We start from the raw sequence: 18,996 nt of genomic DNA on the forward strand, positions 1-18,996 counted from the left end.
TTCTGTTGTTGTAGGAGCTTCTGTTGTTGTAGGAGCTTCTGTTGTTGTAGGAGCTTCTGTTGTTGTAGGAGCTTCTGTTGTTGTAGGAGCTTCTGTTGTTGTAGGAGCTTCTGTTGTTGTAGGAGCTTCTGTTGTTGTAGGAGCTTCTGTTGTTGTAGTGTAAGTATTTGTAAACTTACGTGCTGCATCAGCTTCTTTTACAGTTGCAACGAGTTTACCTTCGCCGTTGTCTACCACTGAGACATGGATTGTGTAACTTTCAGTTGAGTATGTAACTCCTTCTTCTGAACCAGCTTTTTCTGTCAACACGTATTCGTGCTCGCCTGCTTCAGTGTATGAAAGTTTGAAGGCTACTTCATTTGTTGCAACTTCAACACCTTCAACTTCTTTACCGTTTGATGATGTTGCGATGACGTTTCCACCTTCGCTCAATTCAAACTCAAATTGTTCTTTAGCAAGTTCTTTACCAACTAATTCTTTAGTTGCTTTGATAACTGCTTCAGCTGGAGATGCTTTATATGTGTTTGTAAACTTACGAGTAGCATCTGCTTCTTTTACAGTTGCAACTAGTTTACCTTCACCATTGTCTACTACTGAGACGTGGATTGTGTGGCTTTCTTTAGAGTATTCAACTCCCGCTACTGAACCAGCTTTTTCTGTCAACACGTATTCGTGCTCGCCTGCTTCAGTGTATGAAAGTTTGAAGGCTACTTCGTTTGTTGCAACTTCAACACCCTCAACTTCTTTACCGTTTGATGATGTCGCGATGACGTTGCCACCTTCGCTCAACTCAAACTCAAATTGTTCTTTAGCAAGTTCTTTACCAACTAATTCTTTAGTTGCTTTGATAACTGCTTCTGTTGGTGATACTTTATAAGTATTTGTGAATTTGCGAGTTGAATCTGCTTCCTTAACAGTTGCAACTAGTTTGCCTTCGCCATTATCTGCTACTGAGACATGGATTGTGTGGCTTTCTTTAGAGTATTCAACTCCCGCTACTGAACCAGCTTTTTCTGTCAACACGTATTCGTGCTCGCCTGCTTCAGTGTATGAAAGTTTGAAGGCTACTTCGTTTGTTGCAACTTCAACACCCTCAACTTCTTTACCGTTTGATGATGTTGCGATGACGTTGCCACCTTCGCTCAATTCAAACTCAAATTGTTCTTTAGCAAGTTCTTTACCAACTAATTCTTTAGTTGCTTTGATAACAGCTTCTGCTGGAGTTGCTTTATATGTGTTTGTAAACTTACGAGTTTCGTCTGCTTCTGTGACAGTAGCTACGAGTTTACCTTCACCATTATCTACAACTTTAACATGAACTGTATAGCTTTCTTTAGAGTATGTAACTCCTTCTGCTGTACCAGCTTTTTCTGTAATTGTATATTCGTGGTCTCCAGCTTCAGTATAGAGAACTGAGAAGACTACTTCATTTGTTGCTGCTTCAACACCATTAACTGTCTTACCGTTTGATGATGTTGCAATGACTTTTCCACCTTCGCTCAATTCAAACTCAAATTGTTCTTTAGCAAGTTCTTTACCAACTAATTCTTTAGTTGCTTTGAATGTAGCACGAGCAGGTGATGGCTCATATGTATTTGTCAAAGTAGGTGTTTGAGTTGTAACCTCAGCTTTAAGTGTTCCACCTTCAGCTTTGACAACAACTGTTACTTCGTATGAGTTTTCATCAAATGTGATACCAGGAACTTTTGTTTCAGTATTTTCTTTGATGACATAGTTGTAGGTACCAGGACCTTTAGCTTTCAAACCTTCAAATGTGATGCTTCCATCTGCTTTGTTTGTTGTTGAAGCAATTGGAGTAGTCAAGTTGTTTGCATTGTACAAATCAAACTTGAACTCACCATCTTTCAAGGCTACTGGACGATTTCCAGCAATTACTTTCTTAGCAGTAATTGAGAAATCTGCTGCGATTGGTTCGTCTTGAAGGTTAATCTTAGAACCTTCGGCTCCAAGAACTACCTTATATTCTTTTTCATCAAGAGTATATCCAGCAGGAGCTGTCTTTTCTTTGATGATGAATGTCTTACCGACATATTTCTGATCAAACTCATCAGAGATTGCCACACCTTTTTCATTTGTAGTCAATTCTGTAGAGATAGTTCCATCTTCTGACTTAACTGTGTAAACCGCACCTGCAACTGGAACCAATGTGAAGGCATTTGTCTTGTTGATCTTAATCTTGAAGGCTGTAGAAGCTTCGATTTGTCCTTTTACAAGAGATACACGTTCAGCTTTAAAATCTAAGTTTGTACGATTACTACGTTGAGTAAGTGCAGTTCCATCTGCTGTAGTCAACTGGATAACGTTTTGAACTTTTCTACCGTCACCTGGTGTTGTGGTGTGGTATTCTACCCAATACGATTTAGATCCATCTGCAAAGATAAGATTGAACTGAGTATAGTTCTCATTCCAAGCTACAGTATAGTCAGTACCTTCTACCATCTTCTTAGCATCAGACGGAACTTGAGAAGTACCATCGTTCAATGTAGCAGAAGAATAAACTACCAATGACTCTGGGATATATTGGATAGGAGCAAATTCAGATGTATTTGGAAGGAAGTCATTCAAAACTAAGTTTTTACCATAGTCTTGTTTTCCTGTGTTAACACGGATTCTCCATGGAGAGTAAACGTCTCCTTTACCTACTGAACCAATTGCAGCTAACTTTTCTGAAGTCCATTCTTTACTTACTACGTCGTTACCGACCTTAGCATAGTTTTCGAAACCTTCTTGTTTGCTGTCAACTGTCTTAGAAGTAAAGCTATGTGTGATTGTTTTACCAACACCCTTGTTTTCGAAAGTGATTGGTGTTGCTGTTTGGTCACTCTTGAACAAGAAAGTAATTGCATAATTTCCTTTCACACCTTTAACGATATCTCCACCTGTTTTAGCTTGGAACTCATCAAGGTTCTTCAAAGTAACACGTGCCTTACCACCTTGGTTATCACCGTTAGCAGTAACAACTACTGTACCGATATTTACTTTTGTTTCCTTATCGTACAATTCAGTTGTTCCATTATAGACAGTTACTGGTGTAGGAATATCTACATCAAAGTAATCGCCATTGGTCAATTTCCCATCATATTGCTTGAGGTCAAATTGAACAAAGAACTGATTTGAACGATTGGTAATAATCTGATAAGTACCATCTGCATTTGGTTCCAATTTGGAATCCGACATGTTGAGGACACTTATATCAGTTACTACACCCGTTAATTCTTTCCCATCTGCATAAGCGACATTAGTCGACAAGAACAATGTGCTTAAGAAGGTCAGAACTGATACAAAAAATATTAATAACGGCTTTTTCTTTATCTTTTTCACCATTAAATATTTCCTTCTTTCCCTATTTTTTTAAAATATATTGAATTATTAAATAATCCAAAATTATAGTACTATATTTAAATTTAAAAGTCAATAAATTCAGGCGTTAAAAGCCTATTATTTAGTATATTTTCAATTATTTTTTTAATTTCCAATCCTTTTATAATATTCTATTGTTTAACGTACATTTTTTGTAAAATTATCCACTAGAAATCTATGGAGTCAGACAAATTTAATATATTCAAAATAAAAAGCCATCCAAATGAATTTTGAATAGCTTCCCTCTATAGTATAGTATAGTATAAATATTATTGATTCAATAGACTTAGCGCTTCTGCATCCGCAATAATGGTTACATCTGGATGATTTTGTAAGCTACTTGCTGGTAGATTTTCAGTCACTGGACCTTGAACAGTTCCTGCAATAGCTTCTGCTTTTGAAGGACCATAAGCAAATAGAAGAATAGACTTAGCATCTAAGATATTTTTGATTCCCATTGAGATAGCTTGTGTTGGGACGTCTTCGATTTTTTCAAAGAAACGAGCATTAGCTTCAATCGTAGACTGATCAAGATCTACAAGGTGTGTTTGGCTGTCAAAGGAAGTTCCTGGTTCGTTAAATCCGATATGACCGTTTCGACCAATTCCCAAAATTTGCAAATCGACTGGATGATCTGCAAGAATTTGGTTATAGCGTTCTACTTCTTCTTCTGCTTTGTCTTTGACACCACGCGGTAAAAAGCTTTCTTTGAATGGCTTTTTATTGAAAAGATTTTCTTGCATAAAGTAACGATAAGATTGAGGATTCTCTCCATCAAGTCCTACATATTCGTCCAAGTTCACACTAGTAAGATTTGAAAAATCAAGATCACTCTTAACGATTTCTGCGTAAAATTCAAGCGGGCTGCTACCTGTCGCAAGCCCTAATGTTTTAGCACCGTTTGCTAGCTTTTCTTTTAAAATATCAAAAGCTACTTTTCCACCTTCTTCAGGATTTTTCACTTGAATAACTTTCATAATTGTTCCTCCATATTTCTTTATTTTATTATATGGTATAGACCAATTTTTGTCAAGTGAAAACGGTTTTATTTTTTTTAATTTTTATAGGTGAAACTTGATAAAAAGAGAAGACTGAATTAGTCTTCTCTTTTCAAAAGATTCTTAGAATAAATTAATCTTCTTTTTTCTTTCTTGACAAAGCATAACCGGCAGTAGCTAAACCAATAAGTGCTGAATAAGTCATGAATGATTGTTCAACTGAACCAGTATTTGGCAATAATTTCTTAGATGATTTTGGTTTTGATTCTGGCTTAGGCTCTGGTTTTGATTCTGGCTTAGGCTCTGGTTTTGGTTCTGGCTTAGGCTCTGGTTTTGGTTCTGGCTTAGGCTCTGGTTTTGGTTCTGGCTTAGGTTGTGGTTTTTCATTTTCCTTGATAAGCACAACATTTTTATTCCATTCAACAACTGGTTTTTCTGTTTCTTTCTTAACAGGATCCTTCACCAACTCAGGTGCTTCTGGTTTAACCGGTTCACTTGGTAAGACAGGTACAGTTTTATATTCTGGTTCTGTCGGTGGAACTGGTTTTTCTTTAACAGTTGGTACTTCTGTCAATTCTGGTTTTTCAGGTTTAACTGGAGGTGTTGGTTCTGTTGGTTTAACTGGCTCTTCACCTGGATCTTGAGGGAAGCCAACGTTTGAGTTGATAGAGAACCAATAGAGAGTTGCTTCGCCTGTTGCGTTAGCACCTTTTGCTGTAAATTCAAGATGACCATCTTTCAAAATAACAGCAGCACCACCATAGTAAAGGTAAGGGCTCTTAGGATCATCCCAACCCTTAGTTTCACTTGAAGAGTCTGCATTAAATGTAGCACCTTGAGCCATGTATTGGTTTTGTTCTTTAGCAGATACTTCTTTTGTCGATGAATCTTGGTCTACACTTGAATTTGGAAGTTTAATAAACTCTTTGTCACCAATGTTTACAGACTCAACGTGAGGAGTATCTTGGTGTTTCATTTTTGGTGTGTATCTCAAAACACCTGATTTAGCGTCTACAGTGTAAGAACCGATAACGTCTGATTTATCACCGAATGTGTAATCTTCAGTACCAACTGAGTGACCATTTCCGCCACCAGATGCGTTCACTGTTGTAGCATCAACTGTTGTTTCTTCAGTTACTTTGAAGGCATCATCATCCCATGTTGCTTTTTGAGCAACAATTTTCAAAGGATTATCAGCATTGATATCAACTTCTGCACTACCGAAATCAGCTTTACCGCTTTTCACAACAACGTCTGCACCATCAAGTTTTGGTTCACTTCCATCTGAATATGGATCCCAAGTTCCACGAACTGTATTGCCTTCGCTATCTTTAGCTTCAACAACTAGAGGACGAGGTTTGTCATTTTCAACATAAGATGCACCATTCCAGTGGTTAAGTGAGTTAAGGGCAAGGATTGCATTGTGTTGTGACAAATCAATTAATTGGTCATTTTCATCGTAAAACTCAATGTCAACACCAACAGTTACTGGGTTTTCAGTATCTGTTGAGCTACCAATTGTCATTGTAACTGCTGGATCGTTGTAAATTTGAACGATTCCTTTTCCATCTGATGATGGAAGGCTCTTCACTTCGTATTTATAAACAACTTTTGCAATACCTTTTTCTTCGCTATCTTTTACAATTTTAGCTTGAGTAAGTCCTGTGTATGTAACATCAAATTTGTCTCCGACTTTTACAAGACCCCACTCGATTTCATTGTTGGCATATGGATTTGTAGTTGTCACATCAGAATCTTGAAGATTCTTTGTTTCATACATCTTAGTAGCTTTACCATCACCGTACATACGAGATTGACCTTCTTTTGTCAAGTAAGTTGTTAATCCAGTTGTTTGGTGTGTGATTTTAGTTGTTTCGCCATCAGCAAGTTCTTCAGAGAGGAATGTCAAATCTTGTTTGTATTTCTCAGGATTTCCACCACGCTCTGCAACCATCTTATTGAAGGCATCTTTAGCATCATCGTATTGTGCTTTTTTCTTGTTATAAATTTCGAGTTCAATCAAGTAAGCCGCTTGTGCTTCATCATAAGCAGCTTTTTTAGTCTTGTAGTCAGCTAATTTAGCTTCATACTCTGCTTGAGCTAATTTATTACTTTCAGTAGCTTCTTGATTTGCTGTTACAGATGCATTGTATGCTGCAAGTGCTGTGTTATATTCTTCAAGAGCTTTTTCATAAGCAACACGTGCTTCTTCATTACTCTGTTCTACTGCTGTTTTTTCTGCTGATTTTTCAGTCAATTCTTTTTTATAAGCAGTAAGTTTTTCGTTATAAGCTTCAAGCTCTTTATCGTAGTTTGCTTGTGCAGCAGCATTTTTAGCATCAACTTCAGCTTTTTCTTTTTCGTAAGCTTCTTGATTTGCTGCTACTTCAGCTTTATAATCAGCTACAGTTTTATAAATATCTGTAACTTGTTTTTCGTAATCTTTAACAGCAGCTTCCTCAGAATCTTGCTTTTTAGTCTCAGTTTCTTTAACTTCAAGACCTTCATTTGTGGCAGCAGTTTTAGCTTCTTCCAACTTCTCTGGAACCGCAACTTCTTTTGTTTCTTCTCCAGCTACTGTTGTAGTTGAAGTAACAGGTGTCGTTGCAGATGAAGTTTCATCGGCTGATACAGTGGCAATACCCGCTGCAGCAATCACTGTTGCAACTGCAACAGAACCAAAAGCAACTGAGGTTTTTCTCAAGGCATACTTGATTGTTTTATTATTCTTTAACGATGACATGACAAACTCCTTTTTTAAATTAAAAAAATTTTCTTTAGAAAAAATCTTATTTTATAAAATTCATATTAAGTTTATCAAAAAAAATATGTAAATACAATTAATTTTCGTATAATTTCTGAATATTTTCAATTTATTTCCAAAATATAAAATTGAACTACAAATATTTAAGATTCAACCTTATTAAGATTGCCCTATAGATTCAAAAAAACTTATTTCCCATTCATAACTTAGAGTTTTGAAAGTTCTTCACGAAGTTACTAAATTTATTAACAACCTATCTTAAACAGGTAATCAATCTTCTCAATGAGCAATTATAGAATTTTCTTTGCTTCTTAGTTTTGTAATCCTAGTCAGTTCTAAAATGCAACAAGACTAGTGTATTTTAGAGAAAGAAACTAGTTTTTTTACAAAGTAACAAAGAGGCCCCACTCTTCCGAGTAAAGCCTCTTTTTATACGACTATAATTTGTACTTCATCATTTTAGAACAGATAGCTTGTTAATTTTAGTCTTCACGTTTTTTACGTTTTGCAACCAAACCTAGACCTACGAGACCAAGCGCAGCACCAAGTGCAACAACTCCAGATTTAGATTGTTCACCAGTATTTGGCAATTCAGGACCTTTAGGTTTTTCTGATGTTGACGGTGTTACCGGTGTTGGCGGTGTTGGCGGTGTTGGCGGCGTTGGTGGTGTTGGTGGTGTTGGTGGTGTTGGCGGTGTTGGCGGTGTTGGCGGTGTTGGCGGTGTTGGCGGTGTTGGCGGTGTTGGCGGTGTTGGCGGTGTCACCTTGTTGTTAAACTCAGTGTCTTCCGGCATTTGTGAAGTAAGGGTCAACACTTTACCATCCTTAGTTACAGTAACTCCAACAGTCGCTACCATCTTATCGTACTCAACTCCAGCCTCTGTACCTTTCACTTCTTCTACATAATAGATATGAGTGCCTTCTTGACCACGTTTGAACTCAAGAGCTGAGAACTTGATCTTACCCTCAGCATCATTGCTTACGGTTTCAATCACGTTGCCATCTTTGTCTTTCAATACGAAGCTAAATTCACCAGCTTTCAACGCACGACCTTCCAATTTCTTCGTGAAGTTGAATTCAACTTTCACTGGGATATTAACAACACGTTTTTCAGTTGGTTTTTCTGGTTTTTCAACTGATTTCTTAGTTGGATCATATTGGTGAACAATTTGAGAAGCTGTATTTTCAATATCTACACCTTCCTTAGCAGTGTCCTTGATACGTGCAAGAATATCAAACTTATAGTAACGACCAAACGCTAGCTTAGTAGTATCAATTACTTGTGTATCTTCCGCATCTCCAAGAGACTTAGTCAAGTCAGCCTTAGATGTAGCAGTAATGACACCATCCACAATTGAGATATCAAACTTAGCTGTTACATCTTCACCAGTTACTGAATCATAAGCCTTAATTTCAGATACAATAACATCCAAGTTTTCGCTGTCATATTTATCTGTAATTCCTACAGATTGAATATTGTGACCTTCTGTGAATTTAGTTGTATCCAACCATACTTGGTAAACAACCTTATCACCTTTATGGAGTGTTTGAGTATTGATATTTTGCTTTTCATTATTATCAACATTGTCCACATATGGATCTTTGTTGGTATCAACTACTTTATCAGTCAACTCTTTATCATCATCAAGGAGTTTATTACCAGTGATATCAAATTTCTCTTCATTAAGAATATATTTCTCTGGATTGAACTCAGGAGTTTCTGGAGGAGTTACACGGTTGTTAAATTCTTTATCCGCAATGTCGCCTACAGTCGCGATCAGAATTTTAGCTGTTCCATCGTGTTTCACTGTGACTGTTACATTCGCTTTCATTGTGTCGTATGTAACGGTTGCGTCGCTTCCTTTAACCTCTTCTACTGTGTAGTTGTGTACACCTTCTTGGTCTTTCTTGAACTCAAGTTTAGAGAACTTAACATTACCTGATGCATCGTTGCTTACAGTTTCAAGAGTCTTACCTTCTGAATCTTTAAGAACGAAGCTGAATTCGTTAGCTTTAAGTTCACGGCCTTCCAAACGTTTCGTGAAGTTGAATTCTACTTCAACTGGAACGTTGTTGACACGTTTTTCAGTTGGTTTTTCTGGTTTCTCAACTTTCTTAGTAGTTGGGTTGTAGTAGTTGACTACTTGAGCCGCAGTATTTTCGATATCTACACCACCAGGTACATCAGCTTTCACTGTTGTTGGGATGTCGAACTTGTAGTAACGTCCAAATTCGAATTTAGTTGTGTCAATCACTTGTGTGTTTTCTGCATCGCCAAGTGACTTCGTGAAGCCATCTTTAAGGGTTGCAGTAATCACACCGTTGTTCACAGTGATATCGAATTTATCTGTTACTTCTGCACCTGTTACTGAGTCGTAAGCTTTGATCTTAGTAGAATCAAGTTCCAATTTAGCTTCATCGTAGTCATCTGAGATTCCTACTGATTGGATGTTGTCCTTGTTAGCTGCGTCAAATTTAGTTGTATCCAACCATACTTGGTAAACCAACTTGTCGCCACGTTTCACAGTCTTGGTGTTCAAGTTTTGAGCTTCGTTGTTTGATGCATCATCCGCATATGGGTTCGCATTGGTATCTGCGTACTTGTCTGCCAACTCTTTATCATCATCAACGAGCTTGTCGCCTGTGATATCGTATTTCTCTTCAGAAACAACATATTTCTCTGGTTGGAACTTAGGTTCAGTTGGTGGGGTTACGGTATTGTTGAATTCTTTATCAACAGCATCTGTTACATTAGCTACGATTGCTTTAGCTGTACCATCATGAGATACAACAACTTTCACAGTAGCAACCATTGTGTCGTATTTAACAGATGAATCTGTACCAGGAGTTTCTTCAACTGTATAGTTATATGTCTTACCTAAATCATCTTTACCAAACTCAAGAGTCTTGAAGGTAATCTTACCAGTCGCATCGTTCTTAACCGTTTCGACAATATCGCCGTCTTTCTTAAGAACAAAGCTGAATTCACCTTCTGCTAAATCACGACCTTCCAGTTTCTTAGTAAATTTAAGATCAAGTGGAACTGGAACATTGTTCACACGTTTTTGAGTTGGTTTTTCTGGTTTCTCAACTTTCTTAGTAGTTGGATTATAGTAGTTCACTACTTGAGCCGCAGTATTTTCGATATCTGCGCCAGCAGCTACATCTTCCTTAACTGTTGTTGGGATATCAAATTTATAGTAACGTCCAAATTCAAATTTAGTTGTGTCAATAATTTGAGTATTTTCTGCATCACCTAATGACTTAGTATTACCAGCTTTGAGTGTTGCTGTAATAACTCCATTATTAACAGCAATATCAAATTTATCTGTTACTTCAGCTCCTGTTACAGAATCATAGGCTTTGATATCGGCTTTATTCAGAGTTAATTTACCTTCGTCATAGTTATCAGAAATTCCAACTGTTTGAATATTATCTCTGTTATTAGCATCAAATTGAGTTGTATCTAACCATACTTGGTAAACCAATTTAGAACCACGTTTAACAGTCTTAGTATTTAAGTTTTCTGCTTCATTGTTGTTATCTTTATCAACATATGGATCAGTATTTGTTTCTGTATACTTGTTTGTTAATTCTTTATCGTCATCAAGTAGTTTGTCACCAGTAATATCGTATTTCTCTGCAGCGACAACATATTTTTCTGGCTGGAACTTAGGTTCTTCAGGTGGTGTTACAGTGTTGTTGAACTCTTTATCAGCTGGATTAGTCACAGTTGCAATTAGAGCTTTAGCTGTACCATCATGTGATACTGTCACGGTCATTTCTGCTTTCATAGTATCATATGTTACAGTAGCGTCTGTTCCTACAACTTCCTCAACAGTGTAGTTATATACACCTTCTTCACCCTTCTTGTATTCTAGGGCTGAGAATTTAACATTTCCAGTTGCGTCGTTCTTAACTGTTTCAACTTCATTACCTTTTGAATCTTTCAGAACAAAGCTAAATTCGTTGGCTTGCAGTTCACGACCTTCTAGTTTCTTAGTGAAATTAAATTCTACTGAAATTGGTACACTGTTCACACGTTTTTCAGTTGGTTTAGACGGTTTTTCAACTTTCTTGGTAACTGGATTATAGTAGTTGACTACTTGTGTCGCAGTATTTTCAATATCTACTCCACCATCAACATCATTTTTGACTACTGCTGGGATATCGAACTTATAGTAACGTCCAAACTCAAATTTAGCTGTATCGATAATTTGAGTATTTTCAGCATCACCAAGTGACTTAGTATTGCCAGCTTTAAGCGTCGCTGTCATTACTCCATTTTCAACTGTAATATCAAATTTATTTGTTACATCATCACCTGATACTGAATCGTAGGCTTTGATCTTAGTACCATCAACATCAACCTTAGTTTCATCGAAATCATCTGTAATTCCAACTGACTGTACCTTTTCCTTGTTATCAGTTGTGAATTTTGTAGTATCCAACCAAACTTGGTAGACTAGTTTATCACCACGTTTAACAGTCTTGGTATTGATATTTTCAGCTTCGTTGTTAGTAGTTTGATCAACATATGGGTTGGTATTCGTATCTTTATACTTATCTTCCAACTCTGTATCGTCATCCAACAATTTGTTGTCTGTAATAGAGTATTTCTCAGTATTCAAGACGTACTTCTCTGGTTGGAACTTAGGTTCAGTTGGTGGTGTAACGGTATTATTGAATTCTTTATCAGCTGGTTCAGTTACATTTGCGATTAAAGCTTTTGCAGTACCATCATGTGAAACAGTAACTTTAACTTCAGCCTTCATCGTATCGTAAGTAATAGTTGCATCTGCTCCTGCTACTTCTTCAACAGTGTATTTATGTTCACCAACTTGGCTCTTTTCAAATTTAAGAGCTTTGAATTTTACTTTACCATCTGCATCGTTCTTGACAGTTTCAACTTCTTTCCCTTTTGAATCTTTCAGAACAAAGCTGAATTCACTGGCTTGCAGTTCACGACCTTCTAGTTTCTTAGTGAAGTTAAATTCTACTTCGATAGGAACACTGTTCACACGTTTTTGAGTAGGTTTTTCTGGTTTCTCTACAGATTTGCTTACTGGGTTGTAAACATGAACGATTTGGTTGGCTTTGTTTTCGATGTCTAGTCCACCTGGAACTGAATCTTTAACTGTTGCTGGGATATCAAATTTATAGTAGCGACCAAATGCAAATTTAGTTGTATCGATAACTTGTGTATTATCTACATCACCTAATGATTTGTTTACAGAAGTCTTAGATGTTGCTATAATAACACCATTTTCAACCTTAATATCAAACTTATCAGTGACTTCATTACCAGTTTCACTATCGTAAGCCTTGATTTCACTAGAGTTAACCGTTAATTTATCAGCATCATAGGTATCAGAGATTCCAACCGATTGGATATTGTTTCTATCAGTGAAATTCTTAGTATCTAACCATACTTGGTAAACTAATTTTTCACCGCGTTCAACAACCTTCGTATTGATGTTTTCTGCTTCGTTGTTAGTAGTTTTGTCAGCATAAGGGTCAGCATTTGTATCTGCGTACTCGTCTGTCAACTCATGATCGTCGTCAACGAGTTTTGTACCAGTGATGTCAAATTTTTCTTTGTTAAGAACGAATTTTTCTGGTTGGAACTCAGGTGTTTCTGGAGGAGTTATTTTATTGTTAAACTCTTTATCTTCCATTCCATCTGTTGATTCTCCATTTTCATTTACACCACCTGCTGAGCTGACATTTGTTACAGTTGTTAGGGTATGTCCATTTTTTGCAACTTCCACAGTAAGCGTTGCTTTCATGGTGTCATAAGTCATTCCTAATTCTTTAGTAGCTGGGATAACCTCTTCTACTGTATAAGTATGGGTACCAACTTTTGTATTATCGAATGATAATTCTGAGAAGGTAACAGTTCCGTCTTCTTTATTCTTAACAGTTTCAACTTCTTCACCTGCTGCATTCTTAAGGACGAAGCTAAATTCACCTTCCTTAAGTTTACGACCTGCGAGTTTCTTCGTAAAATCAAACTTAGTAACTACTGGTGAAACTACATAGTTGTTAAAGATTTTGTCATTAGCGTCTGCACTAAATCCACCTTCAGAACTGTACTTAACTGTAGCTTCGAGATCACCCACTGCATTTTTTTCAGTTACCGTAACAGTCATAGTAACTGTCATCGCATCGTAATCAACATTTGTATCAGAACCTTTTAACTCTGTAATCTTATATTTATAGGTACCAGGATTGCTAAATGATAATTCACTAAATGTAGCCTTGCCATTTTTGTTTGTAACTGTTTCTTCATGTTTATCTGGAGTACTCTTTTCTTCTGTTAACTTGAAGCTGAATTCTCCATCTGTTAATACACGTCCAGCAAGCTCTTTTTCGAATTCTGGTGTAACTTTTGCTGGTTCGCGTTTTACATAGTAGTAGACCGGTTGTTTATGTGGCGTCAAACTGTTAAGCAAGTCAACGTTTGTACCGATACCACCAACTCCACGTTCTAATTGTGCGTTAGCTGAACCGTGTCCAATCCCGTCTCCTAAGAATGGTACGAATACTGATTTATATGGCGTATATCCTGCAGCTTTTTGGAAATCGAATGTAATTTCTTTACCGTTAGGATAGTTTGTTTTGGCTCCAGTTTTTGGATCTGTTACAGTATGTGCAATCGTATTAAGAGGTGATTTTTTAACAACTAGTTCTTGCGTATTAGCTTCACCTGGTTTAATTGGTTTAGTTTCAGCAATCAACATGTAGCCATCAGTACTTAATGAACCATCAGAACGTTTACTTTGTTGTTTTGGATCAAGAAGATAAACACGAATAACTACTGAACCATCTTCTCCAACAACTTCTTTAATCCGTTTAATACCATAACGGTCTGCATCCATAAATTTCGTCCCAACAGTATAAGGACGACTGACATAACCAGATTTATCTTTTGCATCAGCTGTTTGATACAATTTATATCCATCAAATTGACGTTCACCAGATGCTGTGAAGCTTTGTCCTTCCATAGCTTTAGTTGCATATCTAGCTAAATCTACTTCATTACCATTTTCTTTATAATCTTGAACAGTTACATCTGTTTTATTTGCATTGAATGTTGGATTGTTTTTGTCAACTTCTTTATAGTAAGTTGTTTTATTAATTGCCTCTGGTATTTTATCATTTGAATCCGTAATTAAACGACCGTTATAAGCTGGTTCAACAACGTTTAGAATATCTGTTGTTGTACGAGCGTTATAAACCGCAGTATGAAGTGCTTGATCTGCAGGTGTCAATTGGTGTCCAGCAGCCACTAAATCTGTTATACTCTTTCCAACTTCATACCCATTTTGAATGAATGGTTGAATTGTTTTACCTTTTTCTTGAGCAAGTCCAGCTTTATAATCTACTTGGAAGGTTAATTCACTATTAGACGCAGCTGTGGTAGTAGTGAATTTTTGAACGCCACTTGATGAAGTAACCGTTCTTGTTTCTACTACATTCCCAGTCGTTTTATCGATTAATTCAACAGTTGTATCTGTAGATTCATCAAATCTCTTATAAGCACGAGCATAGTATTTTGTACCATAACGTTCATTGAATCTAGTTAAATCCCAGATAGCGTATGTGTACCAATCTCCTTCTTTAGCAGAATAACCAGCTGGTACCGTTTGAGATCTTACAGTTGCACCGTTAGCATCTTTGATTTCTGGAGTTACTTTTTCCCCATCTTTTAAGTAAGTACTTACCGCTAAAGGGTTAGAGTTGTGGTCTCCAGAAACTGCATCTTCCGTTGTAGCACGACGATTACGAACTTTAGGTTTATCACCTTCTGAAACAGCTGGCTTAGTTTCTTCAGCTTTTTCAACCGGCTTAGCAGTTTCCTTATTAGCAATCTCAGTCTCAGTTGAAGCAGGTTTTACTTCTTCTGCTTTTTCTGAAGACACTGGTTCAGATTTAGCTTCTTCTGTTTTAGCCTCAGAAGCTGCTTTTCCTTCTTCAACCTTGTTTGCCTCAGCAAGTTCACTTGTTGCAACATTTTCTACAACATTCTGTTCCTTTTTAGAGGAATCCTCGCTACTATCCTTTTTCACCAACTCTGTTTTTTCTTCAGAACTTGGTTGTGCAGGAATTTCTGAAGCTTTTACTTCACCACCATTTGCCATTAGAAAGCTTAGAGTGGTTCCTAAAAATACCGATGCAACACCAACTTTATATTTACGTAAAGAAAAGCGTTGTTGTTCCTTTCTTATCATCTTGATAAGTTCTCCTTTATAAATCTTTTATTTTACTAGGAGTCAGAATTTTATAATTTTTGTACCTTTTATACAAAAATTATATTCTGGCTTTAGCTCCTTTATCATATCATAAGTTTAAGATAAGTTCAAAGAATTATATGCCCTTGAAAACGTTTACTTTGGAATAGTTTTCATTACCTGAGATCTAAATTTTTTATTATATTTTTTTTTATGCATGCTTGATATAATGCTACTTTTAACAGGATTTATTTGAATATGTTCTAATTTTTACTATATTTTTATTTTTGCTTTTTATATTTTCTAGATTATTTTTTTCTTGTGAAAATGGTAACAACATTTTCATAAAATAAAAAATGATTCCCTTACGAGAATCATTTTTTATTTAGATGGCTTCTGTGACAAAACTTCTGCTTTCTAATACTTTTAACATGGCATCTGCTGTGTCTAGAGCTGTAAAGAGAGGAACTCCATGTTCAATTGCTGAACGTCTGATTTGCTCACCATCTTCATCAGCTGTCCGTTTGGTACCAACTGTATTGATGATTGCTTGAATTTTTCCTTTGCGGACGTAGCTTGGAATATCGTGTTCATCATCACCAATCTTTCCAACGACTTGAGCCTGCAATCCATGACTTGCAAAGAACTCTGCAGTTCCTTCAGTAGCAAGGATTCCGTAGCCAATATTTTGGAAACGACGAGCCAAATCTAGTGCTTCTTCTTTTGCATCATCCGCGATGGTAAAGACAACATTACCAAAGGTTGGCAAGTGAAGATAAGAAGCTTCAAAGGCCTTGTAGAGAGCTTTTTCAAGAGTGGTATCAGAACCCATGACTTCCCCTGTCGACTTCATTTCAGGACCAAGAAGGCTGTCTACCTTAGCTAGCTTGGTAAAGGAGAAGACTGGTGCCTTGATATGAACGCGAGTGCTTTCTGGGTAAAGTCCATCTTGGTAACCAAGTTCTTCAAGACTTTGACCAAGAATCAACTTAGTCGCTACTTGCGCCATAGGGATATTGGTTACTTTTGAAAGGAATGGAACTGTACGGCTGGCACGTGGATTGACTTCAATAACGTAAACTTTTTCATCCTTGATGACAAACTGAATGTTCATCATACCAAGGCAGTTGAGGCCGATCGCAAGACGTTTGGTGTAGTCTGCGATAGTTTCCTGAACCTTTTGAGACAAGGTTTGTGGAGGATAAACAGCCATGGAGTCACCTGAGTGGACCCCAGCACGTTCGATATGCTCCATGATACCTGGGATGAGGACATTTTTTCCGTCTGAAATGGCATCGACTTCACACTCTTGTCCGACGATATAAGAGTCAACAAGAACAGGGTGGTCTGGACTTGCCTTAACTGCAGTACGCATGTAAGAACGAAGATCATCTTCATTCTCAACGATTTCCATAGCACGTCCACCCAAAACATATGAAGGGCGAACGAGAACTGGGAAACCAATTTTACGTGCAGCAAGCACTGCTTCTTCTTCATTGGTTGCTGTCTGTCCAGGAGGTTGTGGAATATCCAAGTCTTTGAGGGCTTGCTCGAAGAGGTCACGGTCTTCCGCACGGTCTAGATCAGCAACTTGAGTACCAAGGATAGTTACACCAGCTTTTGCTAATGGTTCAGCAAGGTTGATAGCTGTTTGACCACCGAACTGAACGATAACACCTTTTGGTTGCTCTAAGTCGATAACATTCATAACATCTTCAAATGTCAATGGTTCAAAGTAAAGTTTGTCTGATACAGAGAAGTCTGTTGAAACTGTCTCTGGGTTTGAGTTCATAATGATGGCTTCGTAGCCAGCAGCTTGAATCGCCTTAACTGAGTGAACAGTTGCGTAATCAAACTCAACACCTTGACCGATACGGATTGGACCAGAACCTAAGACTAGAACAGATTCCTTATCAGACTTGATAGATTCATTTTCCCAACCATAAGTAGAATAGAAATATGGAGTTTCTGATTCAAATTCTGCTGCACAAGTATCCACCATCTTGTAAACTGGGACAATCTTGTTTTCCAAACGTAGTTGGCGAACTTGATCAGCTGTAGTTCCCCAGAGTTCTGCGATTTTACGATCTGAGAAACCATTGAGTTTAGCTGTTTTCAAGACATCGACATCCTGAGGATGTGCACCCAATTCTTGCTCAATCTCAAAGATATGCAAGAGTTTATCAAGGTAGAAAATATCAATTTTAGTCAAGTCAGCAATCTCTTCTGGTGTATAACCACGACGAATAGCTTCTGATACGTAAAAGAGACGGTCATCTTGAGCCTTGACAACTTTTTCAATCAAGCCATCATCTGAAACATCTGCAAGCTCAGGCATTTCATTATGATGGACACCAATTTCTAGAGAGCGACAAGCTTTAAGGAGAGATTCCTCGATGTTCCGACCGATGGCCATAACTTCTCCAGTTGCCTTCATCTGGGTACCAAGACGACGTTCCCCTTTTTCAAACTTGTCAAATGGGAAACGTGGAATCTTAGCCACCACATAGTCAAGGGCTGGTTCAAACATGGCATAAGTTGAACCTGTAACTGGGTTGATGACCTCATCTAAGGTCAAACCGACTGCAATCTTAGCAGCCAATTTAGCGATTGGGTAACCTGTCGCCTTAGAAGCAAGGGCAGAAGAACGAGATACACGAGGATTTACTTCGATGACATAGTACTTAAAGCTGTGCGGATCAAGAGCCAACTGAACGTTACATCCACCTTCAATCTTGAGAGCGCGGATAATGCTCAAGCTAGCATCACGAAGCATTTGGTTTTCATAGTCTGACATGGTTTGCGCTGGAGCAAATACGATGGAATCCCCTGTGTGAATCCCAACTGGGTCAAAGTTTTCCATGTTACATACAACAAGGGCATTGTCAGCTGAGTCGCGCATCACTTCGTACTCGATTTCCTTGAACCCTGCAATAGAACGTTCAATCAAGCACTGGGTAACAGGTGACAACTTCAAACCATTTTCAGCAATTTCACGCAATTCTTCCTCGTTGGCACACATACCACCGCCAGTACCACCAAGTGTGAAGGCTGGACGGACGATAACTGGATAACCAATTGTCGCTGCAAAGGCAACTGCTTCTTCTACTGTGTTAACAATTTCTGATTCAGGAATTGGTTGGTTCAGCTCTTCCATCAACTGTTTAAAGAGGTCACGGTCCTCCGCTTGATCGATGGCAGACAATTTAGTCCCGAGAAGTTCTACTCCCAATTCATCAAGAATACCGTTTTTAGACAATTCCATGGCCATATTAAGCCCTGTTTGCCCTCCAAGAGTTGGAAGCAAAGCATCTGGACGTTCCTTACGGAGAATACGAGTCACAAACTCGAGTGTGATTGGCTCGATATAAACCTTGTCTGCAATTTCCTTATCAGTCATGATGGTTGCAGGGTTTGAGTTTACCAAGACAACCTCGTAACCTTCCTCTTTCAAAGACAAGCAGGCTTGGGTTCCAGCATAGTCAAACTCAGCAGCCTGACCAATAATAATCGGACCAGAACCAATCACCATAATTTTTTTGATATCAGTACGTTTAGGCATTTATAAGATATTAAGGGCGTTAAGCGGACAAAGCTAAAATAGGAGTTATGACGAAGA

General features: G+C 37.7%; 5 protein-coding genes. All 5 read right to left on the bottom strand.

All coding sequences use genetic code 11. The features are described from left to right. Positions 1-3,345: Spy0128 family protein (locus tag TZ94_RS09920; protein WP_080929464.1), on the bottom strand; the 3,345-nt coding region annotated here is incomplete at its 3' end. A 305-nt stretch (positions 3,346-3,650) separates the two neighbouring features. Next, positions 3,651-4,358, bottom strand: coding sequence for a glucosamine-6-phosphate deaminase (locus TZ94_RS02795; RefSeq protein WP_045613918.1), 708 nt, complete (start codon positions 4,356-4,358; stop codon positions 3,651-3,653). Positions 4,359-4,512: 154 nt separating this feature from the next. Further along, the gene (locus TZ94_RS02800) at positions 4,513-7,122 is read right to left on the bottom strand and encodes a GbpC/Spa domain-containing protein (protein WP_045613920.1); all 2,610 of its coding nucleotides are present in this window, start codon (positions 7,120-7,122) and stop codon (positions 4,513-4,515) included. A 503-nt stretch (positions 7,123-7,625) separates the two neighbouring features. After that, entirely contained in the window at positions 7,626-15,377 is a 7,752-nt protein-coding gene (locus TZ94_RS02805; protein WP_045613922.1) for a YSIRK signal domain/LPXTG anchor domain surface protein, read from the bottom strand. Positions 15,378-15,762: 385 nt separating this feature from the next. Beyond that, a complete protein-coding gene (carB, locus tag TZ94_RS02810) occupies positions 15,763-18,939 on the bottom strand; it encodes a carbamoyl-phosphate synthase large subunit (protein ID WP_045613924.1) in 3,177 nt (1,058 codons plus the stop codon). Positions 18,940-18,996: the final 57 nt, after the last annotated feature.

The sequence above is a fragment of the Streptococcus infantis genome (assembly GCF_000960085.1).
Classification (GTDB): domain Bacteria; phylum Bacillota; class Bacilli; order Lactobacillales; family Streptococcaceae; genus Streptococcus; species Streptococcus infantis_C.